Annotated in this window: 22 protein-coding genes and 1 pseudogene; 9 read left to right on the forward strand and 14 right to left on the reverse strand. The window is 39.4% G+C overall.

Annotated features, from left to right (window positions below; translation table 11 throughout):
* Positions 1–22: 22 nt before the first annotated feature.
* Genes PDT38_RS09620 through rbsB form a run of 3 tightly spaced genes read left to right on the forward strand, consistent with a single transcriptional unit; the run spans position 23 to position 3,406 of the window.
* Positions 23–1,525: a sugar ABC transporter ATP-binding protein gene (locus tag PDT38_RS09620; protein WP_270800886.1), complete on the forward strand. Its 1,503-nt coding sequence runs from the start codon at positions 23–25 to the stop codon at positions 1,523–1,525.
* Positions 1,506–2,474, forward strand: coding sequence for a ribose ABC transporter permease RbsC (gene rbsC / locus PDT38_RS09625; protein WP_270800888.1), 969 nt, complete (start codon positions 1,506–1,508; stop codon positions 2,472–2,474). Before PDT38_RS09620 ends, rbsC begins: the two co-directional genes overlap by 20 nt.
* A 14-nt stretch (positions 2,475–2,488) precedes the next feature.
* Positions 2,489–3,406, forward strand: coding sequence for a ribose ABC transporter substrate-binding protein RbsB (gene rbsB, locus PDT38_RS09630; protein WP_270800890.1), 918 nt, complete (start codon positions 2,489–2,491; stop codon positions 3,404–3,406).
* A gap of 922 nt (positions 3,407–4,328) precedes the next feature.
* Here the strand turns inward: rbsB and PDT38_RS09635 are convergent.
* Complete coding sequence (locus PDT38_RS09635; RefSeq protein WP_270800891.1) at positions 4,329–4,424, reverse strand: putative holin-like toxin; 96 nt, start codon at positions 4,422–4,424, stop codon at positions 4,329–4,331.
* A gap of 547 nt (positions 4,425–4,971) precedes the next feature.
* On the opposite strand from PDT38_RS09635, the gene PDT38_RS09640 reads away from it, so the two are divergent.
* The 3 genes from PDT38_RS09640 (at position 4,972) to PDT38_RS09650 (ending at position 7,353) form a co-directional block, all read left to right on the forward strand.
* Complete coding sequence (locus PDT38_RS09640; RefSeq protein ID WP_270801723.1) at positions 4,972–5,634, forward strand: ABC transporter ATP-binding protein; 663 nt, start codon at positions 4,972–4,974, stop codon at positions 5,632–5,634.
* Complete coding sequence (locus PDT38_RS09645) at positions 5,624–6,637, forward strand: ABC transporter permease (protein WP_270800893.1); 1,014 nt, start codon at positions 5,624–5,626, stop codon at positions 6,635–6,637. The genes PDT38_RS09640 and PDT38_RS09645 overlap by 11 nt, the downstream gene beginning before the upstream one ends.
* 68 nt (positions 6,638–6,705) lie before the next feature.
* Positions 6,706–7,353, forward strand: coding sequence for a TetR/AcrR family transcriptional regulator (locus PDT38_RS09650; RefSeq protein ID WP_270800894.1), 648 nt, complete (start codon positions 6,706–6,708; stop codon positions 7,351–7,353).
* 112 nt (positions 7,354–7,465) lie between these two features.
* Here the strand turns inward: PDT38_RS09650 and budA are convergent, their stop codons facing one another.
* Both budA and alsS read right to left on the reverse strand, forming a co-directional pair.
* Positions 7,466–8,227, reverse strand: coding sequence for an acetolactate decarboxylase (gene budA, locus PDT38_RS09655; protein ID WP_394356250.1), 762 nt, complete (start codon positions 8,225–8,227; stop codon positions 7,466–7,468).
* A gap of 53 nt (positions 8,228–8,280) precedes the next feature.
* On the reverse strand, positions 8,281–9,999 hold the full coding sequence (gene alsS / locus PDT38_RS09660) for an acetolactate synthase AlsS (protein WP_270800896.1): 1,719 nt from the start codon (positions 9,997–9,999) through the stop codon (positions 8,281–8,283).
* Positions 10,000–10,157: 158 nt separating this feature from the next.
* Between alsS and alsR the strand changes: the two genes are divergently transcribed.
* Complete coding sequence (gene alsR, locus PDT38_RS09665; RefSeq protein WP_270800897.1) at positions 10,158–11,039, forward strand: acetoin biosynthesis transcriptional regulator AlsR; 882 nt, start codon at positions 10,158–10,160, stop codon at positions 11,037–11,039.
* A 55-nt stretch (positions 11,040–11,094) separates the two neighbouring features.
* Here alsR and PDT38_RS09670 read toward each other — a convergent pair whose 3' ends face one another.
* The 3 genes from PDT38_RS09670 to PDT38_RS09680 all read right to left on the reverse strand — a co-directional run bounded on the left by PDT38_RS09670 (position 11,095) and on the right by PDT38_RS09680 (position 13,733).
* Entirely contained in the window at positions 11,095–12,411 is a 1,317-nt protein-coding gene (locus tag PDT38_RS09670; RefSeq protein WP_270800898.1) for a UDP-glucose dehydrogenase family protein, read from the reverse strand.
* Positions 12,412–12,704: 293 nt separating this feature from the next.
* Positions 12,705–13,433, reverse strand: coding sequence for a YveK family protein (locus PDT38_RS09675; protein WP_270800899.1), 729 nt, complete (start codon positions 13,431–13,433; stop codon positions 12,705–12,707).
* A gap of 156 nt (positions 13,434–13,589) precedes the next feature.
* Positions 13,590–13,733: a hypothetical protein gene (locus PDT38_RS09680; RefSeq protein ID WP_270800900.1), complete on the reverse strand. Its 144-nt coding sequence runs from the start codon at positions 13,731–13,733 to the stop codon at positions 13,590–13,592.
* A gap of 214 nt (positions 13,734–13,947) precedes the next feature.
* Here PDT38_RS09680 and PDT38_RS09685 point away from each other — a divergent pair, with 214 nt between their 5' ends.
* Positions 13,948–15,531, forward strand: a complete 1,584-nt coding sequence (locus PDT38_RS09685) for an SWIM zinc finger family protein (protein ID WP_270800902.1) — start codon at positions 13,948–13,950, stop codon at positions 15,529–15,531.
* Positions 15,521–18,268: a DEAD/DEAH box helicase gene (locus tag PDT38_RS09690; protein ID WP_394356251.1), complete on the forward strand. Its 2,748-nt coding sequence runs from the start codon at positions 15,521–15,523 to the stop codon at positions 18,266–18,268. The genes PDT38_RS09685 and PDT38_RS09690 overlap by 11 nt, the downstream gene beginning before the upstream one ends.
* Positions 18,269–18,309: 41 nt before the next feature.
* On the opposite strand, the pseudogene PDT38_RS09695 reads toward PDT38_RS09690, so the two are convergent.
* The 8 genes and pseudogenes from PDT38_RS09695 to srlA form a co-directional block, all read right to left on the reverse strand.
* A pseudogene (locus PDT38_RS09695) lies at positions 18,310–19,023 on the reverse strand (YwqG family protein); the annotation flags it as partial.
* Between the two features lie 61 nt (positions 19,024–19,084).
* Positions 19,085–19,222 carry a hypothetical protein gene (locus PDT38_RS09700; protein WP_270801772.1) on the reverse strand — a complete coding sequence of 46 codons (138 nt, stop codon included), beginning with the start codon at positions 19,220–19,222 and terminating at the stop codon, positions 19,085–19,087.
* 349 nt (positions 19,223–19,571) lie between these two features.
* Entirely contained in the window at positions 19,572–20,456 is an 885-nt protein-coding gene (locus tag PDT38_RS09705; protein ID WP_270800906.1) for a Cof-type HAD-IIB family hydrolase, read from the reverse strand.
* Positions 20,457–20,471: 15 nt separating this feature from the next.
* On the reverse strand, positions 20,472–21,239 hold the full coding sequence (locus PDT38_RS09710) for a DeoR/GlpR family DNA-binding transcription regulator (RefSeq protein WP_270800908.1): 768 nt from the start codon (positions 21,237–21,239) through the stop codon (positions 20,472–20,474).
* A gap of 161 nt (positions 21,240–21,400) precedes the next feature.
* A complete protein-coding gene (gene srlD, locus PDT38_RS09715) occupies positions 21,401–22,186 on the reverse strand; it encodes a sorbitol-6-phosphate dehydrogenase (RefSeq protein WP_270800910.1) in 786 nt (261 codons plus the stop codon).
* 18 nt (positions 22,187–22,204) lie between these two features.
* The gene (locus tag PDT38_RS09720) at positions 22,205–22,567 is read right to left on the reverse strand and encodes a PTS glucitol/sorbitol transporter subunit IIA (protein ID WP_270800911.1); all 363 of its coding nucleotides are present in this window, start codon (positions 22,565–22,567) and stop codon (positions 22,205–22,207) included.
* Between the two features lie 24 nt (positions 22,568–22,591).
* Positions 22,592–23,599, reverse strand: coding sequence for a PTS glucitol/sorbitol transporter subunit IIB (gene srlE, locus PDT38_RS09725; protein WP_270800912.1), 1,008 nt, complete (start codon positions 23,597–23,599; stop codon positions 22,592–22,594).
* 15 nt (positions 23,600–23,614) lie between these two features.
* The gene (srlA, locus tag PDT38_RS09730; protein ID WP_270800913.1) at positions 23,615–24,163 is read right to left on the reverse strand and encodes a PTS glucitol/sorbitol transporter subunit IIC; all 549 of its coding nucleotides are present in this window, start codon (positions 24,161–24,163) and stop codon (positions 23,615–23,617) included.

Raw genomic sequence — 24,163 nt, forward strand, 5'->3', positions numbered from 1 at the left:
ATCTGGAAAGCAGGGATAACCGATGCACATTGAAATGACTGACATTTATAAGGCATTTGGTCAGAATCAGGTTTTGTCAGGTGTTTCATTCGAACTTCTAGAAGGTGAAGTCCATGCCTTAATGGGCGAAAATGGTGCTGGAAAGTCAACATTAATGAATGTATTAACAGGTCTTCATAAGCTTGATAGCGGAACAATTAAAATAAACGGCCATGACAAATATTTCTCCGATCCGAATGAAGCTGAAAAACACGGAATTGCTTTTATTCATCAGGAACTGAATATTTGGCCGGAAATGAGCGTACTGGAAAATTTATTTATCGGGAAGGAACTTTCCACAACACTAGGGTTTTTAAATAACAAAAAAATGAAAGCGCTAGCAAATACACAACTTAAAAAACTGGGCGTCTCCCTGTCTCTTGAAAAAGAAGCAGGGCTCCTAGGCTCGGGGCAACAGCAAATGATTGAAATAGCCAAAGCGCTGATGATAGATGCCAAAGTGATTATTATGGATGAACCAACAGCGGCTTTAACAGAAAAAGAAGTCACAAAGCTGTTTCAGGTGATTCGGTCTTTAAAGAAAAATGGAGTGTCGATTATTTATATTTCACACCGTATGGAAGAGATTTTTACAATTTGTGACCGAATCACGGTGATGCGTGACGGGAAAACCGTTGATACGAAAAAAATGTCTAACACCGATTTTCATGAAGTGGTTAAAAAAATGGTTGGTCGTGAGCTGACAGAACGATACCCTGAAAGGCATCCAAAGCTTGGGGATATCGTATTTGAAGTGAAAAATGCGTCTAAAAAAAGGGTCTTTGAAAATATTAATTTTCATGTTCATGCTGGCGAAATCGTTGGAGTATCTGGGCTTATGGGTGCTGGTCGAACAGAGTTGATGAGAGCCATTTTCGGTCTTAATCCCCTCGACAGCGGAGAAATTTTGATTAACGGTAAACAAGCGAACATCAAAAAACCAAGTGATGCTGTTCAAAAAAAAATCGGTTTTATTACTGAAAACCGGAAAGACGAAGGACTGATTCTTGACACATCTATTCGCGAAAATATCGCACTTCCGAATCTTGTCAGTTTTTCTCCGAACGGCTGGATTGATCAAAAAAGAGAGCAGGAATTTGTTGATCTTTTAATTAAACGGCTGACCATCAAAACGAATTCGTGTGACATTCAGGCACGCAGTTTATCCGGTGGTAACCAACAAAAAGTAGTAATTGCCAAATGGATTGGTATTGGTCCAAAAGTACTGATTTTGGATGAGCCGACTCGTGGTGTTGATGTTGGAGCAAAAAGAGAGATTTACCAGTTGATGAATGAACTGACAGACCGAGGTGTTGCAATCATAATGGTTTCGTCAGAGCTACCTGAAATCCTCGGCATGAGTGACCGCATCCTTGTCATCCACGAAGGAAAACTCAGTGGTGAGCTATTAAGAAAAGACGCAACTCAAGAACGGATTATGACACTCGCAACAGGAGGACAATCATATGAAAACACAAACGGCTAAACCTTTTGAAAAAAGCCTTAATGTTGACTCTGTATTGCAAAAGCTTGGGCCATTTCTTGGTCTTATCATTCTCGTTGTCATCGTCTCACTTTTAAACCCCGGATTTTTGGAACCATTAAATATCTTAAATCTATTAAGACAAGTCGCGATCAACGCGTTGATTGCTTTTGGAATGACTTTTGTGATTCTGACCGGAGGCATTGATTTGTCCGTCGGGGCCATCCTTGCTTTATCAAGTGCACTAGTTGCTGGAATGATCGTCGGTGGAATTGACCCTGTTTTTGCGGTTATCATCGGCTGTTTGATCGGCGCCTTTCTTGGCGCAATAAACGGTCTTTTAATTACAAAAGGGAAAATAGCTCCATTTATTGCAACACTAGCGACAATGACTATGTTTCGCGGTCTGACGATGGTTTATACAGATGGAAACCCTATCACAGGACTTGGAGCTAACTATGGATTTCAGCTGTTTGGACGTGGATATTTCTTAGGTATTCCTGTGCCTGCGATTACGATGGGAATGACTTTTGTTATTCTTTGGATGATTCTTCATAAAACACCGTTTGGCCGACGAACTTATGCAATCGGTGGAAATGAAAAAGCGGCATACATATCTGGTATTAAGGTGTCCCGTGTCAAAGTGCTGGTCTATTCCCTTACTGGTCTTCTATCAGCGCTAGCTGGTGCAATTTTGACATCCCGACTAAATTCTGCACAACCAACAGCAGGGACATCATATGAACTTGATGCGATCGCCGCAGTTGTATTAGGTGGCACAAGTCTTGCCGGAGGTCGCGGACGAATAGCTGGTACCTTAATTGGTGTACTGATCATCGGGACGTTGAACAACGGTTTAAATCTACTTGGTGTCTCTTCCTTTTTCCAAATGGTTGTTAAAGGTATTGTCATTTTAATCGCAGTCTTGCTAGACCGCAAGAAAGCAGCATAAGGAGGTTATTTTTCATGAAAAAATGGCTACCCGTGATCACAATTCTATCGCTTATCTTAGTGTCAGCCTGTTCGTTGGAACCGCCAGAGTGGGCGAAAAACAAGCAAGAAAAAGGAAAAACGATTAAAATCGGTTTATCTGTTTCAACTCTAAAAAATCCGTTTTTTGTTTCATTAAAAAATGGTGTTCTTACCGAAGCAAAAAAACAAGGTATTGAAGTGATCGTTGTTGATGCACAAGATGACTCAGCCAAACAGACAAATGATGTAGAGGACCTCCTTCAACAAGGGGTTGATGCTCTTCTCATTAATCCGACTGATTCAGCAGCGATTTCAACCGCAGTCCAATCTGCCAATTCACTTGGAATTCCAGTCATTACGCTTGATCGCTCAGCTGAAAACGGCAAAGTAGAAACACTTGTTGCTTCGGATAATGTGAAAGGCGGTCAAATGGCAGCTGACTATATCATCAAACAACTTGGAAAAGGAGCAAAAGTTGCTGAATTAGAAGGTGTTCCAGGAGCATCAGCAACTCGTGAACGCGGCTCAGGTTTTCATAAAACAGCTGACAAAAAATTAAAAGTTGTTGCTAAACAAACCGCCAATTTCGATCGGACAAAAGGATTAAATGTGATGGAAAATCTACTTCAGGGCAACCCCGAGATTCAAGCTGTCTTTGCACATAATGATGAAATGGCTCTCGGTGCGATCGAAGCGATTAGAAGTTCAGGAAAAGATATTCTAGTTGTCGGCTTTGACGGAAATGAGGACGCAATCAAAGCGGTCAAATCAGGAGAGATGGCAGCAACAATCGCCCAACAACCTGAATTGATAGGCAAACTTGCCATTCAGGCTACACATGATGTTCTGAACGATAAAAAAGTGGACAAGACCATACCAGTGCCACTAAAGCTTGAGACAAAAAAATTTTAAACGCTGACAAAAATAAAGGGAGCCATCGAACAACCATCATCATTCAACTGAGGCACTTTCATATAAGTGCCTTCTTTTGTGAATCAAAAAGCCCCGCTTTTAAATAATTGACGTGAATTTTAACAATTGAACTTGATCATAGACTTGAAAGCATCCATAGCCGAAAATCATATCAAATATCTGTTTTGGATGGAGACTTTATATCTTGATTCTCAAGTTTACTAAAATCTATCTGTTTTTGAGGTATTTATTGTTTCAGTCGAGAAGTCCCTTACTTCAACAACCTGACAACGTTTGGTTGTAAGCCGAAGATGGATCGACTTCAGATAAGGACAGGCTGTTGCCTGTTCAATTGTCCGATCATTTAGTAGTCATTGATAACTGGATATATGAGTTGCATGGACAAACAAAATGAGAAAACCAAGCTAATCCTTCCATGCGTAAAATATCCAAGCTAATAACAGAACGCCGAAACGTCGGACATCTAGGGCAGGGACTGCACAAAGTAACGCTCAAGGAAACGAAAGGTTGCTTTCGTCGTGGAGTTGAGAAGCTCCTACTTCAAGGCGTTAGCCTAAGTGGTGAGTAGTTCACATTAATCCCCCTCTAAATACTTTTGATACGTTCTTCTTTTCATACTGAATATATGGGAGCTTAAAGAGTCTATTTTTTATAGACAACAATTCTATGTTGTTCTACAATAATAGATAGAATATGTAGTCATTGTAGTATAAGTCCTAAAACACGATGAGCGCATGCATGAATATAATTTATCTTAACGAGTATACTGTGAATACAAAAAGATCGAAGATGCTCGCAACATCTCCGATCGGCAATAGAATAGCTCCTGTAAGGGAGTCGGCTTTTTCCTAAAGTCAAACTTATAAGTAGGAACGCCTTGATGTGACGGTCAGGGGCGTTCTTACTTTTTTTTCGTGAAATGATAGCAGAGTGACAACATCGCTACAATCAGAATGCCAAAAGTAAGCATCAATTGAATGGCGGTTGCTACTGCCATGCTCTCACCTCCCTTCAATATAAAATGAAGGTGAGCCGAACGCCCCTACAAAAAGCCGATCTATTATTAATTTTTACTTTAATGGAAATACCTGCGAAACACAAGACCCGCTCCCTTAAGTGTGGATGGATGGATGGATGAATTCATCATAAATTTCTTTTTTAGAAGACAACATGCACAGGATTATGATCGTTTCATTCCTGCTCCACCACCGCACAATTTATAAAATCCTTTTTTTCATGAAGACTTTATCATCATCTCCTTTTGAATTCTCCATAATGTTTATCTGATCTCACATCTAGAGTCATTAACCCTTTATTTCAATTTTAAATGTTGTTGAAGTATAAGAATTCAATGAAAAGAAGTCTGAACTTTAATCTCAGCACTGTAAAAAAAGTGAGTAATCACTTCCATTATGACTGCAAATGTGATACTTTTATAGTGAGTAATCACTCACTATATGTAAAAGGAGCGATCAACAGTGAAACAAGTCATACAGTTCATTAATACTAGCAAACAATTTGGCTCAAAAACGGTCTTAGAACAAATGAATTTCTCCATTGAACAAGGTGAGATATTCGGTTTACTTGGGCCATCTGGGGCAGGTAAAACAACCTTGATTAAAATGCTAATCGGAATGACCGCACCTTCAGGTGGACATGTAAAAATTTTGGGTACTAAAATGCCTAATCTGAAGATGCTCGATAAGATTGGATATATGGGACAATCTGATGCATTGTATGAAGATTTAACAGCAAAAGAAAATTTAGCTTTTTTTGCAAATTTATATGGACTTAAAGGTGCTGAAAAACGACAAAAAATGAAAGAGGTATTGCGCCTCGTAAACTTAACTGATGATGAACATCGAAAGGTCAGTCAGTTTTCCGGCGGGATGAAAAGACGGTTATCTCTGGCCATCACATTGATTCATGAACCAGCCGTTCTCGCCTTAGATGAGCCAACTGTGGGGATTGACCCTGTCTTAAGAAAATCGATTTGGAATGAGCTTCAACATTTAAAATCAAAAGGAGCTGCAATTCTTGTTACAACACATGTCATGGATGAAGCTGAAAAGTGCGACCGGCTTGGTTTGATTCGAGACGGTAAATTAATTGGTGTCGGTACGCCAAAAGAGTTTAAAACAGCATACAAAGTCAACTCAATAGAAGATGTCTTTCTTGTATCAGGAGGTCAATCAAATGAGAATTAAAGCGTTAGTCATTAAAATCATTCAACAGTTTTTTCGCGATAAACGGACACTAATGCTCTTGTTACTCGCTCCGCTTTTCGTGTTAACCCTTACTTCCCTTGTTCTTGACAAGGATAAAACCGATTTTCAAGTTGGTGGTTACCAATTACCACATCAATTGGTACAAACACTTGAAAATCATCATGTTGAAGTGACTTCATATTCAAAAAATGAACCTAAAAGAACAATTGATCAAGACGGATTGGATGCATTTATATCTCTTAAAAAAGACAATCTATTGATCACTCTTGATGGAAGTGACCCGAGCACAAAAGAAGTGGCAGCTATACTCCAGAAAGCTCAGACGCCAAAACAAGCTAATCAGCACATTGAGATTGCTTATGCATATGGATCTGATGATCTCACAACTTTTGACCATGTCGGGCCGGTCCTTGTCGGTTTGTTTATTTTCTTTTTTGTTTTTTTGATTGCTGGGATCTCCTTTTTAAGAGAAAGAACAAGCGGCACCCTTGAACGAATTCTTGCCACTCCATTAAGACGCTGGGAAATTGTTTGTGGGTACTGTATAGGTTTCGGATTATTTACAACTTTACAAACGGTGTTAATTACGTGGTATTCGGTTGAGATTCTGGGACTTTATCAACAGGGATCGATCTGGATCGTTTTATGTTTGACATCACTGCTCTCTTTGACGGCGCTGACATTGGGCACATTTCTTTCCACATTTGCAAACAATGAGTTGCAGCTGATTCAATTTGTCCCTCTTGTCATTGTCCCACAAGTCTTTTTTTCTGGCATGTTTGCTATGGATGGGATGGCCGACTGGCTCCAAAGTTTCAGCTATATTATGCCGATCTATTATGGGGCAGACGCATTAAAACTCGTCATGATGAAGGGACAGGGATTTTCTGAGATTATTCATGATATTGTCTTTTTGCTCGGATTTGTGATTTTGTTTGCTTCACTGAACATTTTAACTCTTAAAAAGTACCGAAAACTCTAAAGCCGACAGTTGAGTTCCTTTTTTAACTTATCTATAATAAAAGGACAGAAATCCGAAGGAGATATTATATGGATCGTGAAGCTTTGGAAGAATTATTACAGGTCAATGATCAAGAAGTCAAAATGAGTGAGAAGCAGCGAAAAATTGTCATGGCGGCAATTGAAATGTTTTCCGAGAAAGGCTTTGCATCCACTTCGACAAGTGAAATTGCCAAAAAAGCGGGTGTCGCAGAAGGAACGATCTTTAGGCACTATAAAACAAAAAAAGATCTATTGATGTCAATTGTGATGCCAACGATTATCAATACTGCCGCACCGAAATTTGCGAAAAGCTTTGCAAAAGAAGTGTTCGACCTTCAGTATGAATCATATGAAGATTTTGTCAGAGAGATATTATCAAACCGGTTTGCGTTTGTTAAAAAGTATTTTCCTGTGGTGAAAATTTATTTCCAGGAAGTATTTTACCACGAGGAAATGCGAAACCTGTTTAAAACCATTTTCAATGATCATGTCTATGAAAAATTCAAACAGATTATCGAATATTTCAAGGAAAAAGGCGAACTTGCCGATTTGCCTGCTGAAAGTATTATTAGAATGACGATTACCTCGATTGTTGGTCTGATCATCACCCGCTTTTTGATTAGTGAAGATATGGATGAAGAGCAAGAGAAAGAACGGACGATACAGTTTATTATGAATGGTGTTAGAAAAAGATGAAAGCTCTCTATGGTGAGAGCTTTCATCTTTTATATTTATAAAATCCCCGGAGAAAAGCTCACTCCCGTCCCCTCAGTCGCTTGTTAAACAATTCACATAGTCACGAATGGGTTCATTCCGGATTTCCTTCTGTTGCTTCAATTCCAGCTTCAAAATCATGACTGCTTAAATCAGCTTGAAGGAAATCAGCTGTCCCCGGTAGTTTTAAGTTCATGTTTAGTTTTTGAGAGATTTGTAACGTGCCTTTTTCAATTTCATAGTCAAATACATGACCACCGCTACTGCGTTTTTCATCAATAAAGTGCAGATGAAACCCGGCTACTGCGATACCATTTGCATATTGCGGCGTCCAAAAACCGACGACTGTTCCTTTGATATGATCAAAATCAAAGATCGGTTGGTCTTTTACCACTTCGACCATCGGCTTATATGGCTTTTCCTGCACTTCAACTGTTCTTGTTTTTACTTTTTTAAAGACACCATCAATACGAATGGCATAAAATAAATTTTTACTCGGCATCAAATGTTGCATCTCTTGTTCAAACTGCTCACGAGTCATCGGCTTGTTGATCTCGTGCAAAGCATCTGGACGAAAGAAAGTCAGTGAACAAAAAGGTGAGCAATCGGTCTCTTTAACTGGATAGGCTTTTCCATCAGAACGGAGACGATAAAACTGATCATCAAAACCGATCAATTCCCCATCAAGTTGATTAAATGTTCCAATCCCAAAATCGCCGTGCGCTTTTATTTCTGACATATAAAAATCTCCATCATAGATACCATCTAGTAAAGAAATCATTGTTGAGACTTGATAAACCTGATCAATATTTTGACAACCTAATTGAGTCTGTGTTTGTTTACTCATCATTTTCATTTTCCCCTTTACACTCCCTTGATGTTTTTTATTATGAATGGGCATGGCTGTGATCAAGATTGCTTAGAGGTTTCTTTATTGAATTGTTCGGCAAACGCTTTTGGAAATTGCTCGCTCGCCAAATGGATATTGTCACTGTAATCAACTGGAATATCAATGACAACAGGTCCCTCTAAATCTAGTCCTTTCTGTAGCACTTCTTTCAGCTCTTCAGGTGAATGTACCCTCAGACCTTTGGCTCCAAAGCTTTCAGCATATTTTACAATATCAATCTCACCAAAGTCGATTCCGGAAGTTCGGTGATATTTCATTTTCTGTTGAAATGCCACCATATCATATGTGCTGTCGTTCCAAACGAGATGGACAATCGGCGCTTTTAATCTTACGGCGGTCTCTAACTCCATTGCTGAAAATAAAAATCCACCATCACCTGAGACTGATACAACTTTTTGACCAGGATTGACAAGTGTTGCAGCAATGGCCCAAGGAAGAGCAACACCAAGTGTCTGCATACCATTTGAGAATAATATTCCAAGCGGACGGTATGACCGGAAATATCGTGCCATCCAAATCGAATGGGAGCCGATGTCACAGGTGACTGTTGTTTCATCTCCTATGAGATGGCGTAAATCTTTCACGATTTGTAACGGATGAACGCGATCTGTTTTTTTCTCTTTAGGCGGCTCCTGATGTTCAGCTAGTGCTACTTGCAATTGGTCAAGCAGTTGAATATGCGGTTTGGAAACTTGGATTGGCAGTGAATCATGCTCAATTTGAGCAACTGTCATGGCGATATCACCAACCAATTCCAGTTCAGGTTGATAGTTATGATCAATATCGGCTTGGATTTCATCCAAATGAATAATGCTGCGCGTTCCTTTTTGATTCCAAAGCACTGGATCATATTCAATTGGATCATAACCAATTGTTAGTACAACATCTGCTTTTTCAAGTAAAATGTCCCCCGGCTGATTGCGGAACAATCCGATTCGTCCGAAATATTGATCTTCCAAATCATGAGAAAGTGTTCCTGCCGCCTGATATGTTTCAACAAACGGAAGCTTCACTTTTTTGAGCAAGCGGCGCACCGCTTTTACAGCTTCAGGTCTTCCCCCTCTCATTCCAACAAGAACGACGGGAAGATTAGCATTATGAATTTTGGCGATCGCCGCACTAATTTGTTCAGCTGGGGATGCACCAAGCTTCGGTACTGACATTGTTCCAATCTGTGTGGCTGGTACAGAAGATGTCATAACATCCTGTGGAAAGCTGATAAAAGCTGCGCCTGCCTGTCCAGAAGCCGCTGCTCTGAATGCATTTGTTACAGCTTCTTGAATATTATGTGGGTCTTCTACTTCAACACTATATTTCGTAATCGGCTTAAATAATGCGGCATTATCCATTGATTGGTGCGTTTTCTTGAGACGATCGGCTCTTTTAACAGCACCAGCAAAAGCGACAACCGGATCTCCCTCTGTATTGGCTGTTACAAGGCCTGTCGCTAAATTAGAAGCTCCCGGACCTGAAGTCACCAAACAAACTCCAGGTTTTCCAGTCAATCGTCCAACTGCTGCTGCCATAAATGCTGCATTTTGTTCATGACGGCAAACAATTAATTCAGGTCCTTTGTCTTTTAGCACATCAAACACTGCATCAATTTTAGCTCCCGGAATACCAAAAACATGTTTAACATCTTGTTGAAGGAGACAATCTACCACAAGCTCCGCTCCTCTAACAACACGGGTTTCATTTTCAGTGGCTACATGATTCAAAACACTCACTCCTTCGTTTTCAAACTTTTTCAATGAATTTTTAATAAAATTATTGTATTATTAATATACATCTTGTGGAAATTCATTTCCAATACTTATTAGTCTTACTATTAATATGTAAAAAGACTGAAATCGCATTCAGAAAGGAATGAGTGATTATGGAGCTGCGCCATCTTCGCTACTTTATTGTTGTAGCCGAAGAGTTGCACTTTGGAAAAGCAGCTCTTCGGCTGAAAATGACCCAGCCGCCGCTCAGCCAGCAGATCAAACAACTTGAAAGTGAAATTGGCGTAACCTTACTGAAAAGATCAAAGAGGACCGTCAAATTGACATCTGCAGGCAGTGTTTTTTTAAACCAGATCAAGGAAGGCCTGTCTCAGATTGATCAAGCGGTTGACATGGCACAGCGTACTGCCAGAGGTGAACTTGGCAAACTTGTCATTGGATTTGTCGGTTCTGCCACTTATGAAATCATGCCTCCCATTATTAGGGAGTATCGAAAAAAGTACCCTGATGTGAAAATTGATTTACGGGAACTTTCAACATCAGATCAAACGAAAGCTCTGTTGAATGGTCATATTGATATTGGCGTATTGCATCCTCCGTTAAAGTACAGTGAGCTGAAGACTTACACAGTAAAAAGAAGTCATTGTGTACTCGTACTTCCCAAACACCATCCACTAACAAAAAAACCCCGGATCAAGCTCCGGGATCTTGAAGGTGAAGGACTGGTCGCAATTGCCAAAGAAGCATGGCCTTCTTTATACACAGATTTCGAACTTGCCTGTAAAAAAGCCGGTTTCATTCCTAATATTGCTCAGGAAGCTACCGAATACCAAATGGTGATCGGCTTAGTGTCAGCCGGAATGGGAATTGCTTTAGTACCAACTCCTACCCATCAATTATTTAATATTGATGTCGTTTACAAGGAAATTGAGGATTTTCCAATTTATGCAGAATGGGTTGCCGCATACAGACAAGATAATCGAAATCCAGCTTTGAAACATTTCTTAGATGTTTCCGTCCAGTCTCCAGAGTAGAAATCATTGATTGACCCCCAATTGTTATTCAACAATTGGAGGTAATTTTTCGACATTAAGTATGAACTGGGACAATCTCACGCCTACCTACCGAATGATACTCAACACCCGCCCTTTCAGCATCCCTCAACTCGTAACAATTTCGTCCATCAAAAATAATTGGTTCAACCATCAAATCTCTGTATGAAGTTAACGGAAAGGTTTTAATCTCTTCCCAATCTGTTAAAACCATGACTGCGTTAGCACCTTTTACTGCATCTTGAATGGTATCCCTATACTGTACGGATTTCGGTAAAAAGTGTTTAGCATTTTTTGTTGCAATCGGATCAAATCCGATAATGGTTGCACCAAGGATTGTTAATTTTTCAGCGATCACCAGCGAGGGAGATGCTCTCATATCATCAGTGTTTGGTTTAAACGATAGCCCCAATAATGTAATTGTTTTATTACGCAAACAACCTAACCGCTTGACTGCTTTTTCAACTAATAACGTTTGCTGTTTTTGATTGACTTTAATCACTGATTTAAGTAGCTCAAAATTGTGCTCTACATGGCCGGCGATTTGGACGAGCGCATTTGTATCTTTAGGAAAACAAGAGCCCCCATATCCAATACCTGCTTTGAGAAACTGCTGGCCGATTCTTTTGTCCTGTCCCATCCCATAAGCGACCGCCTCAATATCAGCCTCAACTTTTTCACAAATATTTGAGATTTCATTGATAAAACTGATTTTTGTTGCCAGAAAGGCATTTGATGCATATTTGATCATCTCAGCGCTTCTAATATCTGTTTTAAATACTGGAATGCCAAAGGGCTGAAAAACTTGTTCAAGTATAGCTGCGGTTTGTTGATCTTCTGTACCGATAACAATTCGGTCACCATGAAACGTATCATAAATTGCCGATCCCTCCCGTAAAAATTCCGGGTTGGACGCTTTTGATATTTGGACTGAACATGATACATGTTGGTTGATGATACCAAAAATTCGCTCACTCGTACCAACAGGAACAGTGCTTTTGGTGACAATCAGACAATTGTTTTTCAGGTGTCGACCGATCAGTTCTGCTGCGCTCTCAATATAACGAAGATCTGACTGACCATTTTCTTTTTGTGGTGTCCCAACTGCAATAAATATGATCTCCGCTTGAGAAACCCCTTTTTCAAAACTAGTTTCAAAGATTAGTCTTCCACGTGCAAGATTTGTTTTCACCATCTCTTCAAGGCCTGGTTCATAAATAGGTGAAACACCTTTTTTTAATAAGCCAATCTTTTTTTCATCAATATCAATACATGTGACATGATGACCGACCTCTGAGAGGCAAACACCTGTCACAAGGCCCACATAACCAGTGCCAACAATCGAAATGTTCATGCCGCTCCCCCTCTGCTTCAGTAAATGCCGGATAGCACAGCAACTTATCAGTCCTTATTCTACAGAGACCTAACTGTACTCATTGGACTGGAAGCGGCTGTTCTTTATAGACCGCTCGATTCTTTAAGAGAAGCCCGGCATTTTCTATAAACATACTCAAAAGATCATGACCATATTCTTTTTCTAAAACATCAAATCTGAACGAGGGGAGATTCCTACTTCAAAAAGCTTCGAGATGGGAGAAAGTACATGATGGAAGGGAATTTGATGATTAGTTGTACGTTACAATGATTCTATTCGTGAACTATGCAATCTTCATTAGCCTTATGATTCGAACGAACTGCCTGTCCTTTTTTAGGTTTTGTATATATGACGCTACCTAAAACAGGAAGTTTTAAAGTATTTTCTATGTCCTTTTCACTTTTTAGTGTATTTTTAAATAATTCAAGCAAGAAAGCAAGTCCTGTACTTGCTAACAGAACTAATGCTGTAAAAATAGAAATATTGAATATTTTATGAGGGCTAACTGGCTCTGGTGAATGGTGAGGCAATGCTTTTGCGACAATTTGAATCTCATTGCTACCGCTCATGATTTTTTTAACATCCTTCTGGAAAACAGTAGCTATCGTGTTTGCGATGTTCATCGCTTTGGCATAATCTTTGTCTTTTACAGAAAAGCTAATAAACTGTGATTCTTTTTCATTATCAACTGTGACCTTTTTCTCCAGTTCCTCTGCCGTTTCTTGAAGATTAAGCTCTTCTTGTACTTTATTTAAAATAACTGGACTTTTGATCATTACTTTATATGTGTTGATGAGTTGAAGATTAGTTTGGAGTTGATTGATATTTGTCGATTGCCGTCCATTGATGAGGATTTGAACAGATGCTTGATAGATCGGTGTGAGTAATAAATAATTAACGGCTGTACTTGCCGTTAGTGCTGTGATGGTCATCAACATGATGAGAATGAATCGTTTTTTCAAGACGAGGAACACATCTTTGCCACCAATTTGTTCTTGCATTAACATCCCCCTTTTGTTTAAATTTTCAGTTAATTATAACGTTACCTTCATTATACACATTTATCCTTCTTTTGTAAGAAATTTGTATTGACAAATAACGGGGATATTCGAGTGTAAGTGCATACGAAAAAAGCCGCAAACTTGTTTGCAGCTTTTTTACGTTGTATATCCATTTTTAATTTGAAAGATCAAATCTTCAAGTAATTCCTGTGTTGTAATGTCTTTAGACGTTTCTCCAATGTCATAAGCATGCATAAGAATTTTTAAAAATTCCTCTTGATTTAATTCCTTTTCATTCATATCCGTTTCCTTTCAGTTTCCATGAATTAAAAGCGTTTCCGATACATTTTTCATTATATGATGTCAAATCTTATTTTGCCATAGTCTATTACATGATTCGACAGCCATTCCTTTTTATGTCCTTTCTTTAGAAAATCTTTTTTGAATGAGTAAATTAAGCTATAATAAAGAGATTGAAAACTTTTCAAAAGTGATTCGGTTAGGAGCGATAAACATGCTTCAGGAAATGATTTCAAAGACAGTTGTCATGGAAGCGGGTGAACAGTTAAAGAATGTTTTGCCAAGCAATGAAGAAAACATTCAACTGATGAAAAAAGCACTTATCTTATACCGACAAGATTGTGTATATCGTGTCAAGCCGCTTACCAACTATTCCACTACTGCTTATGTACAAGATGTCGTTCCAGTTAAAGTTCATATCGACCTTTCTGATGTCATAAAAAGCAACTGTTCATGCCCTGCAATTCAACCTTGCCGACATGTGCTTGCTGTTTACTTATATTTATATGCACAATATGATCGATTGGGAACATTTACGGAGAATTGGAAGAAACACAACCAGCACTTGTCGGTCAATCAGCTTCAGTTCAAACTTAATCATGATTCTCAAACGCTGGAAAACTGGATTCGTTTTTTCCAAACTGAGTTCGAGCGCTGGGAAGAGCGAACACCAGAAAAACAGCAAAACATACAATACCTTTATTTTGGGTACTACACAAGTATAAAAAAGCGGTCACCATCAGAGCCAGAACTAAACAAGATCTATCAGATTCATGCAGCACTTGCTACATGGTTTTCAATTGATGCGCTATTTAAAAATGGTCGAATCCATCCTGAACGAGATTTTTTTGGTGTGAATCCATACATCGAACAGCTCATGGATACCATTCAAAGCTCAATTGATGAATTAATAACCTATGCACTATCATTTTCACTTGACCCATTTTTAGAAGAAACTCCTGCCGTGATTCGAAAGCTGCTATTCATAAATGATCCTTTTCATTATGAAAGACTGAAAGTATTTCAAATCATGTGGAGCGCTCTGCTTGCCCGGCCAAAATGGCTGAAAAAAGAACTTGAAATCTTGACTGAAATAGAACCGTCGCCTACCATACAATTCGGCCGATATCATCTTGAGTTTCTCTTAAAGAATGATGATCATATATTAGAAAAAATGGACAACTTATCTCCTGACATGCTACCACATACTTTTCAATGGCTTAATATGATGACCATGAAAAAAGATTGGAAGCGTCTAAAAAAATGGTATGCATCTCTTGAAAGCTTGACAATTCGTTTTTGTAAACTGGACAGACCTTACCAAGATATTCGTGAAGTATTGAGTGAACTTTTGCTTATGCTTGGGGATTATAGTCATCACACAAAAGATGACCATATGTATGAAAGATATTGTCAACGTTGTCTACCATATACTTTTACAGAATATAGCCGTTTTCTCTATGGAAAAAACCGGTTTGTCGAATGGATGGAGCTCCATAGTCTTATCGGCTTTTCAATTGCCGAAATCGGGCAGAGAGCGCTTAAAGATATTGCCGTTTCAGCACCCGAAGCATTAATTCCTTCCTATCACCGGGAAATTTCTGCGCTGATTGAGCAACGAAACCGCACTGCTTACAAACAAGCCGTTAAATATTTAAAAAAACTGCGCACCTTTTATAAAAAGATGAAAAAACAACACGTCTGGGAGCGGTATATGAAGCAACTAACAACCCGCCATAAGAGACTGCGAGCATTTCAAGAGGAGCTTAGGAAAGGAAAGTTGATTGATGAATCATAACCAAATCGTGATACATGTCGAACAATCAGACGATTTTAAGTTTACTTTGTCTTGCTATGACCAAAATAGACATTATCTTTCACAAGATCAGATGGAAAGGCATTTGTTCCAATGGCATGAATCTTCCTTTTACGGAACTTTTCTTGAAGATGCAGGTTTGGATAAATCGGCCGTCCTTCTGTCTCCTTGGATGGCAGTCGAATTTCTCGGTAAAAATTCGTTCAACTCTTTTAGTGAAGTCGTGCTGACGACAGAAACAGAACCTTTGATGAAAACAGCTTCCACGATCTATGAATTTATCATTGAAGATGATTTTTTACCCGATTATGATGCATGGACTCAAGGTGTATTCCGGTGGAAGGATCAAGAAGAACTATTGGAAGGATTTACAGCAGAATGGTTTTCCCATACCGTTAATGACTATATGAATTACCATGATGATCTAAAAACAAAATGGGAAACGATGATGAAGCATTTCTCAACAATCAGTTCATTTCATGATTATTTTCTTGATGAAGAGGACTTTCTCGAAACGATCGGATGGAATGAAACCTCTGTGCCATTTTCTATTGGACTCCGTTTAAATGAACCTGACCATGATGGTGATGACTGGAAAATCGAACTATTTTTGCGTGATCGAAAAAGCGGTGAAATCCAGTTTTTCGACGGTTTGCAAACACTGAAAAGATCTTGGCGAAGATACGCTGATAAAATTAGCCGTGAACAAGAACGGTTTCGGAAAATGGTTCCATGGCTTACTTTTGATTCAGGTACGACTTTATTATCAGAAGAAGAAGCCTGGGTCTTTTTATCTGAAGCTAGTGAAAAATTTGTCAATATGGGTACTGAAATTTTACTTCCATCCTGGTGGCAAATCGTGAAAGACACCAATATATTGCTAAAAGCGAAAGTGTCATCTTCCCGGCATGGTGAATCTTTTGTGGGAATAAATGCTTTAATGGACTTTAACTGGCGGTTTGCCACAAATGGAATTGAATTATCTGAGGAAGAGTTTCAGCAGCTGGTTGCCAATAAAAGACGGCTTGTTCATATTCGTGGCCAATGGATCAAAATCGATCCAAATTTCATTAAACAAATGAAAAAACTGATGGAACGTGCCGAAACCGAAGGCCTGCACATGTCAGACGTATTAGCACGAGAGCTGACAGACAAAAACGGACAAACTGAAGAAGACGACCTGATCGATACATCTGCGTTCAAGGACGTTCAATTTGAATTGTCATATCAGTTGAGAAATATGATCAGAAAATTGAACAAGCACGAGGATCTCCCATCATATCCTGTCAGCGAACATTTCCAAGGACAGCTTAGATCTTATCAGAAAGAAGGCTTAGACTGGCTGTTGTTTCTTCGCAAGTGCGGTTTTGGCGCCTGCCTTGCTGATGACATGGGTCTTGGGAAAACGATTCAAATGATCGCTTATTTTGCCTATTTAAAGGATCAGGAACAGAAAGCACCATCATTGATCATTGCGCCGACTTCGGTTCTTGGAAACTGGCAGCGTGAGCTTCAGTCATTTGCTCCACATTTAACAGTTGTCCTCCACTATGGACCAAAGCGCCCTAAAGACAAAGAATTTCAGCAACTTTATCAAGATGCAGACATTGTTTTAACATCATATGGTCTTGCCCAATCAGATATTGACGATTTTCTTCAGATGGCATGGAGCTGTATTTGTCTTGATGAAGCACAAAATATTAAAAATGCTCATACAAAACAGTCCCGAGCGATTAGAAAACTGAAAGGACAACATCACATTGCATTAAGTGGAACACCAATGGAAAACCGCTTGACAGAGCTGTGGTCGATCTATGATTTTATTAACAAAGGTTATCTCGGAAGCCTGAGTAGATTCCAGAAACGCTTTGTATTGCCAATTGAAAAAGATCATGATAAAAAGCGAATTCATCAGTTGCAACAGCTGATTCAACCATTTTTATTAAGACGGACAAAACAAGATCAAGAAGTTGCCCTCAACCTTCCAGAAAAACTGGAGGAAAAGGAATTTATTCCACTATCTGCAGAACAGGCTTCTCTTTATGAACAGCTTGTAAAAGATACGTTTGACTATATGTCAAGCCTTACAGGCATTGAAAGGAAAGCCTCGATTCTCAGCATGCTCGGCAAATTGAAACAAATCTGTGACCACCCGGCTCTCTATCTAAAGGAATATGAAACAAAACTCCTTGGAGAGCGGTCAGTCAAGCTTGAAAAACTGGTGGCATTGGTGAAATCGCTTCGTGAAAGTCGTGAAAGCTGTCTAATCTTCACTCAGTATATCGGAATGGGTGAGATGATCAAGCGTCAGCTTGAAGAATCTTTCAATGAACCAGTTAAATTTTTAAATGGGTCCTTATCCAAGCTAGAACGAGACAGAATGGTCGACCAATTTCAAAACAAGGAATTTCCGATCTTAATCTTATCTTTAAAAGCTGGTGGAACCGGTCTGAATTTGACAGCCGCAAACCATGTCATTCACTATGATAGGTGGTGGAACCCAGCTGTTGAAAACCAGGCCACAGACCGCGCATACCGAATCGGTCAAACACGGTTTGTCCATGTTCATAAGTTGATTACAACAGGTACAATCGAGGAAAAAATCGATCAGATGCTCGAATCAAAACAAACATTAAATGATCAAATCATTCAAAGTGAAAGCTGGATTACTGAACTGTCTTCAGCAGAACTTGAAGAACTGTTTACGTTGTCGAGTTAAAAAACACCGGCTGCCAAGAAGGCAGTTGGTGTTTTAGCATTTTAGCAACAATCCCAATTGTACAGCACATTGGAAAAATCTTTTTTCTTTAAATCAGCCGGTTTGATGAAAAAATTAGCAATCCCGACATCTCCCCACATTGAACCGATCTCATCATCTGAATCAATTTGTAAAAGGAGCACCGTATGTTCAGAAAAGTCATGATCCCGAGGATCTGCTTGTGTAAAACATGCATAACCACCGATTTTATGTGCGAAACCACCGTACATCTCATGATACTCATCCCTTACTGTTTCTTCATCATCACCGAATTGTTCAAAAAATGGCCAAGCACCCATTCCGGTATATTGTTCAAATTGAAAATCAGCACCCCCAACTAATTCAGACTGGATCTCAGCTGTCAGTGAAGCTTCACATGTAATTGGAAATTGATACTCATCTTCCAGTTCGACAAATGAAAAGTCATCAAGAAGCTGATCTTCATTTTCAATAAGTGTTTCAAAATACTTGACACAAAAGCCTGTCTGTTCACACGGATCATCAAAATTCAATCCATACACATCATCACTGACTGATAAATAAAACTGCAGAATTCCCGTGTCAGGAAATCCATCAAGTTGCGGCACTTGTGAGAAATTGATCTGTGCCAGAAGTTTCATTGGTTCCCCCTGTTCATCTAATGGGTACACTTCTGATTTAGGAAAATAAGGATCACCGGCAATTTTGCTATCATATCGACCTGTTTTAGCTTTTTGTGCTGTTCATTTGATAAACGCCCTTGTCGAAGAAGCTCTTCCTTTCAGACTGTTTACCACATCAGTTTGGGTAACAGGTGACAAGTTCGCCTTGTTGTAATGAGCGCTCAATTGCTTGATCTGACGCATCACTCATTAGCTGTTCTAAATCTACTCCAGAAAAATGCGCTGTCACTTTAGCCATTTCTTCAATCGTCATCTTTTCTTGCAGTTTATTTAACAGTGGGTCAATCCTACATGATTGAACAGATCGAATTTGGCAAACTCAATGGCTTTCTCATACTTCATATTCATTTGATCTTCCAAAGTATTTCTCACCTTTTTTCTTAAAATGATAATAAAGTCCTTATGATAATAGTTAAATAGTAGCAAATCAGATGATGACATACAATAAACCAAAAGTAACAGGAAAAATGATCTATATGCATAAATAAAGGCTGCCGACATTGTCAGGCAGCCCGCGGATCAAGTCCGCTGCTTAAATCGTGCTCTCCCTAACGTTACGCTGTCTTTTCTAGACATGACGCCGAAATGAAGAGAAACACGAGTTAAACCAAGTTTACAGTTTGCTTTTGTTTGATGATCTGGTGTATCATATGTGCCACACCATTTTCATCATTTGTTAGTGTCACATCATCGGCAAGCTCTTTAATCTCCTTGCAGGCATTACCCATGGCAAAACTTTTACCTGCTATTTTCAGCATTGAACAATCGTTTAGGCTGTCACCGACAGTTGCCGTTTCCTCGAGTGGAATCCCGAGTTTTTGAGAAAGCCTTTCAAGAGCCAACCCTTTTGAAGCTTGAAGATGCTCCAATTCAAAATTGTGTTCAGAAGAGGTGACAAGTGTGACATCTTCTGCCCCTTTAAATTGTTGCTTGCCTTTTTCAAGTTTTTCTTTCTGAAAAGAAAAGACCAATATGTTGTATATATTGATGTGTCGGTTTGGTTGAAACAATTCGTGGTAGGAGCGGATGAATGAAAATCCATGTTGACTGAATTGCTGTTTGGCAGCATGCCCCAACCTTGAAAGATCAACATCTGGATTGGCACTTCTTAATCGGTCTAATTCGATTGCAATCAGTTCTCTGCCACTGTGAGGTGTGAAGATTGCTTGATCACTGAATACCTCATAATAATAATCTTCTTTTTCAATCCACTCAAGTATTCCTGCTGCTTTTTCCCGTTCGAGCGGAATATTGTGATAAAGTGATCCCTCAGGATCGTGGATAACGGCTCCATTCGCACTAATGATCCATGTTTTGATACCGGCAGATTGAAAGATTTTCTGCACATCAAATGAAGCCCTTCCAGTGGCAATCACTACTTCTATTCCATTTTCTTGAGCTTCTTTAATCGCAGCAATGCTCTCTTTCGTCAGTTTACTGTCACTATTTAATAAAGTTCCATCCAAATCTGTCGCTATCATTCTCATGAGTTGTTTCCTCCTTTAGCATTCTTGTTCCGCGACAAGTATTTCGACCCCGTGTTGATCAAGGAGTCTGCGAAACTTTTCTTCAGGTAGCCGATCTGTTATTAGCAGATCAATATCACTTAATTCGGCATACCGGTAAAAATTAGTCCGTCCCAATTTTGAGTGATCAGCAAGCGCAATCACTTGTTTTGCTTGGGCAATGATTTTCCGTTTGACTAGCCCATCCTCCTCATGTGCAATAGTCAAACCTTGTTCAGATATCCCCACAACACCGATTAACGCTTTATCTACTTGATAACATGATAATTTTTCAATCACAGAAGCTCCATATAAAAAACGGTGCTCTTTTTGAAGCTTGCCACCAAGAAGATGTATATCAACTCCTTCTTTGGCTGAGAGAACATCTGCCTGATGAATTGAATTTGTAATCACTGTGCACTTCACATCAGGAAAATGCTCGGCACAAGCTTGAACTGTTGTAGATGCATCTAAAATGAGGCGGTCACCTTGCCTAATTAAAGTGGCCGCGGCTTTTCCAATCTTGTTTTTCTCTTCAGAAACCATGCTTAGTCTATGAGAGTAATCCTTAATCTCATCATGTATGGAAGGTAGAATAGCTCCTCCTCTCGTCCGAATAATTGCTCCCTGATCTTGAAGCCGGACGAGATCACGCCGTGCGGTATCTCTGGAAACTTGGCATAAAGAACAGATTTGCTCAACAGAAATCCGTTTATGTTCCTTTAAATAGTCGATAATGGCAATTAACCTTTCCTCTTGATACAAGTCATCATTTCCTTTACATTTAAGTAAACTCGCTTTTCTATAAGTAATTATAAGTTTATGTAACTAAAATAGCAAGTATTTATAAGTTTTTTTAAGCAAAAAAGCCTGAAAGCTGGATGATGTACTCCAGCTGAACTCAGGCTATTCACTCATATATGATTTTAATGCATGACCTGTCCCCCGGTTACATTAATTGATTGCCCCGTCATATAAGATGCTTGATCAGAAGCGTAAAATAAGATTGCATTTGCAATATCATCGTACGTACATCCACGTCCTAGTGGAACTTTTTCTGTATAAACACGTTCCACTTCGCTTTCTGGGATACCGAGTTTTTTTGCATATTGCGGAATTAAGCTTTGAAACATTGGTGATTTTAATAGATTTCCTGGCATAATACTGTTGACACGAATATTATGTTCGGCAAGATCAAGTGCAAGACTTTGGGTCAAGCCGACACCGCCAAACTTTGAAGCTGAATAGGCTGTATTATGCTTGCTACCGACTTTTCCTGATTTTGAGTTTATTTGAATAATTGAACCACCACCTTGTTCGATCATGACTTTTGCAGTTTCCTTTGCACAAAGAAAGTACCCGGTCAGATTAACATCAATTGTCTGTTCCCAGTCTTGCAGTTGAAAGTCGATCACTTTATTGCTTTTTGCGATTCCTGCGTTATAGACCATGACATCAATTGTCTTAAACTTGGTAACGGTTTGCATAATCATGTCCTTGACATCTTCTTCTTTTGTAAAATCAGTTATCAGTGCTAAGGTTTTTCTTCCATATTTTTCAGCTATTTGAGCGGCTGTTTTTTTAGCATTTTCACCGTTTATATCTGCAATCGCGAGATCATATCCTGCTTCTGCCATTCGATAACAGAGCGCTTCTCCGAGACTTTGGCCGCCTCCACATATTAGTGCTGTTTTACCTTCATAGCTTTCCATATCGAATCCACTCCTACATCATCTTTTAATTTGAATACGGTCCCCAACAAAAACTTCAGGTAGTTCTTTCTCTTCAAGATATAACGTTCCCGGAAGTTCAGCGAATTGTGAGCCATCAAACTTTAGTGTAATGTGTCCAAGACGTTCCAAGTTGTTTGTCACAGCATCTCCAACAGCAGTTACTTTGTACGATTTCCCGTCAACTAAAAGTTCATCGCCTTCCTTGAAACGATCTTCAACAGGTTGGACATCAATTGATAAACAGTAATCTTTTAATTCTTCCGGCGCCCCATCACCGAATAAGATGAGCATTTTTTCCTCTGTAAAAGCGGAAGCAAATGCTCCGATCTTATTTATTTTTGTTTGAAATAACATGGCCATGATTTTTTCCTCCCCTAAAAATACTCAGCTTTCATATAGACCAAAGCTTGCCAGCCAAGCAATAAAAACTGTCGGCGCTCCGGTTAAAAATCGTGAATACAACACAGATGGTACACCAACTTCAACCGTTTCGACTTCCGCTTCGGCAAGACCGAGACCTACCGGTATAAAATCGGCAGCAGCTTGTGAATTAATGGCAAACAACGCGGGCAACGCCAAACTTGGCGGAATATTTCCTTTTCCAATTTCGACACCGATCAATGATCCGACAACTTGGGCAATAACAGCTCCTGGTCCAAGAAATGGTGACAGCAATGGAAAAGAACAGATAAGTGAAATCAATAGTAAACCCGGGAGAGAACCTGCAAAAGGAGACAGAAACTTTGCAAAGATATCACCAATTCCCGACTCTATAATTACACCGATTAATAATGAAACAAAGGCCATAAATGGCAAAATCGTTTTGATAACGGTTTCAATTGCATCTCTTCCGGCCTGATAAAAGACACTGACAACCGATCCCATTGCCATACCGACTCTTGCCATAACTCCTTTTGGTATTTTTTGTTCACTAATCTTTTTCTCTGTGCTATAATAGGTTTGTTTATTTTCATTGTGATTTTCTGTTAGAATATTAGACTGTTCAGGCTGTTCTTCAGCCTCATACAGTTTGATATTCTCTTTTTTTACAGCGGATACATAAATATCTTCAGTAATATGTGCAGCAAGCGGCCCGCTTTTACCCGTTGCCATGATATTGATGGTCGGAATTCGTTTTTGCGGATAAAGGCCACAGCGCAGTGTCCCACCGCAATCAATGATCACAGCAGCTATTTCTTCTTCTGGTACTGCCTTTTTAAAGCCGTCAACAAGTGTACAGCCTGTCAGTTCTGCCAAATCATCTGCAAATTCCGGCTTATTCCCGCCGGTAATATAGACAATTTTATTTTTCTTATCATTAGGAGTGATAAGAAGCGGTCCCCCAAATCCACCTGGGCCTTTTGAAATCATGACTGAACGATAGGAACTCATCTATAAACCGCCCTCCTATTTAAGATGTATGGAATCCTTCAATGCAATGCCTTGTTGTTTTGCCACATATGCTGTGGTGAAATCTGTTACCCATCCTCTTAAAAAGTTGGTCACAATACCGACCAAAAAGTAACGGAGGGCAAGTTCGGTTGTTTCATGTCCTAAAGTCGTAATACCTGCAGCAATTCCTAGAAAAACAAAAAGCTCACCAGGATTGACATGGGGGAACAGCCCATTGTGCGTATGGCAGGAATAAGAGGCTGCAGCATAATAGCTTGGTTTATATTTTTCAGGCAGAAATTTTCCTAATGACAGTGTCATCGGGTTCGCGAGCATAAACGTGCCGAGGACAGGCAAGACCAAATACCTTGTCAAGGGATTTTTCCCCGATTTTTTCGCAAGGGCTTCAATGCGGTTTTCTCCAATTAACCGGATAACTGCATTCATCGCAACAAGAAGCATGATTAATAGCGGAACGATATCCGTGATCATGTTGACAAAGACTTCTCCGCCATGTCTGAACAAATCCATAAACTTTTCTGCAAACCATGTGATGTTTTTCAT

The organism is Bacillus changyiensis, assembly GCF_027706145.1.
GTDB classification, from domain to species: Bacteria; Bacillota; Bacilli; order Bacillales; family Bacillaceae; genus Bacillus; species Bacillus changyiensis.

What these genes read in the sequence shown, in the direction of transcription:
- PDT38_RS09620 (WP_270800886.1), top strand. Translation starts at nt 23, where the DNA reads ATGCACATTGAAATGACTGACATTTATAAGGCATTTGGTCAGAATCAG.
- PDT38_RS09670 (WP_270800898.1), bottom strand. Translation starts at nt 12,411, where the DNA reads ATGAACATTTCGATTGTTGGCACTGGTTATGTGGGCCTTGTGACAGGT.
- PDT38_RS09640 (WP_270801723.1), top strand. Translation starts at nt 4,972, where the DNA reads ATGAATTTCTCCATTGAACAAGGTGAGATATTCGGTTTACTTGGGCCA.
- PDT38_RS09685 (WP_270800902.1), top strand. Translation starts at nt 13,948, where the DNA reads ATGCTTCAGGAAATGATTTCAAAGACAGTTGTCATGGAAGCGGGTGAA.
- alsR (WP_270800897.1), top strand. Translation starts at nt 10,158, where the DNA reads ATGGAGCTGCGCCATCTTCGCTACTTTATTGTTGTAGCCGAAGAGTTG.
- srlE (WP_270800912.1), bottom strand. Translation starts at nt 23,599, where the DNA reads ATGAGTTCCTATCGTTCAGTCATGATTTCAAAAGGCCCAGGTGGATTT.
- PDT38_RS09690 (WP_394356251.1), top strand. Translation starts at nt 15,521, where the DNA reads ATGAATCATAACCAAATCGTGATACATGTCGAACAATCAGACGATTTT.
- PDT38_RS09650 (WP_270800894.1), top strand. Translation starts at nt 6,706, where the DNA reads ATGGATCGTGAAGCTTTGGAAGAATTATTACAGGTCAATGATCAAGAA.
- PDT38_RS09705 (WP_270800906.1), bottom strand. Translation starts at nt 20,456, where the DNA reads ATGAGAATGATAGCGACAGATTTGGATGGAACTTTATTAAATAGTGAC.
- rbsB (WP_270800890.1), top strand. Translation starts at nt 2,489, where the DNA reads ATGAAAAAATGGCTACCCGTGATCACAATTCTATCGCTTATCTTAGTG.
- PDT38_RS09635 (WP_270800891.1), bottom strand. Translation starts at nt 4,424, where the DNA reads ATGGCAGTAGCAACCGCCATTCAATTGATGCTTACTTTTGGCATTCTG.
- PDT38_RS09675 (WP_270800899.1), bottom strand. Translation starts at nt 13,433, where the DNA reads ATGCAAGAACAAATTGGTGGCAAAGATGTGTTCCTCGTCTTGAAAAAA.
- PDT38_RS09680 (WP_270800900.1), bottom strand. Translation starts at nt 13,733, where the DNA reads ATGAATGAAAAGGAATTAAATCAAGAGGAATTTTTAAAAATTCTTATG.
- srlA (WP_270800913.1), bottom strand. Translation starts at nt 24,163, where the DNA reads ATGAAAAACATCACATGGTTTGCAGAAAAGTTTATGGATTTGTTCAGA.
- PDT38_RS09645 (WP_270800893.1), top strand. Translation starts at nt 5,624, where the DNA reads ATGAGAATTAAAGCGTTAGTCATTAAAATCATTCAACAGTTTTTTCGC.
- rbsC (WP_270800888.1), top strand. Translation starts at nt 1,506, where the DNA reads ATGAAAACACAAACGGCTAAACCTTTTGAAAAAAGCCTTAATGTTGAC.
- PDT38_RS09700 (WP_270801772.1), bottom strand. Translation starts at nt 19,222, where the DNA reads ATGACGATTGAAGAAATGGCTAAAGTGACAGCGCATTTTTCTGGAGTA.
- srlD (WP_270800910.1), bottom strand. Translation starts at nt 22,186, where the DNA reads ATGGAAAGCTATGAAGGTAAAACAGCACTAATATGTGGAGGCGGCCAA.
- budA (WP_394356250.1), bottom strand. Translation starts at nt 8,227, where the DNA reads ATGAAAATGATGAGTAAACAAACACAGACTCAATTAGGTTGTCAAAAT.
- PDT38_RS09720 (WP_270800911.1), bottom strand. Translation starts at nt 22,567, where the DNA reads ATGGCCATGTTATTTCAAACAAAAATAAATAAGATCGGAGCATTTGCT.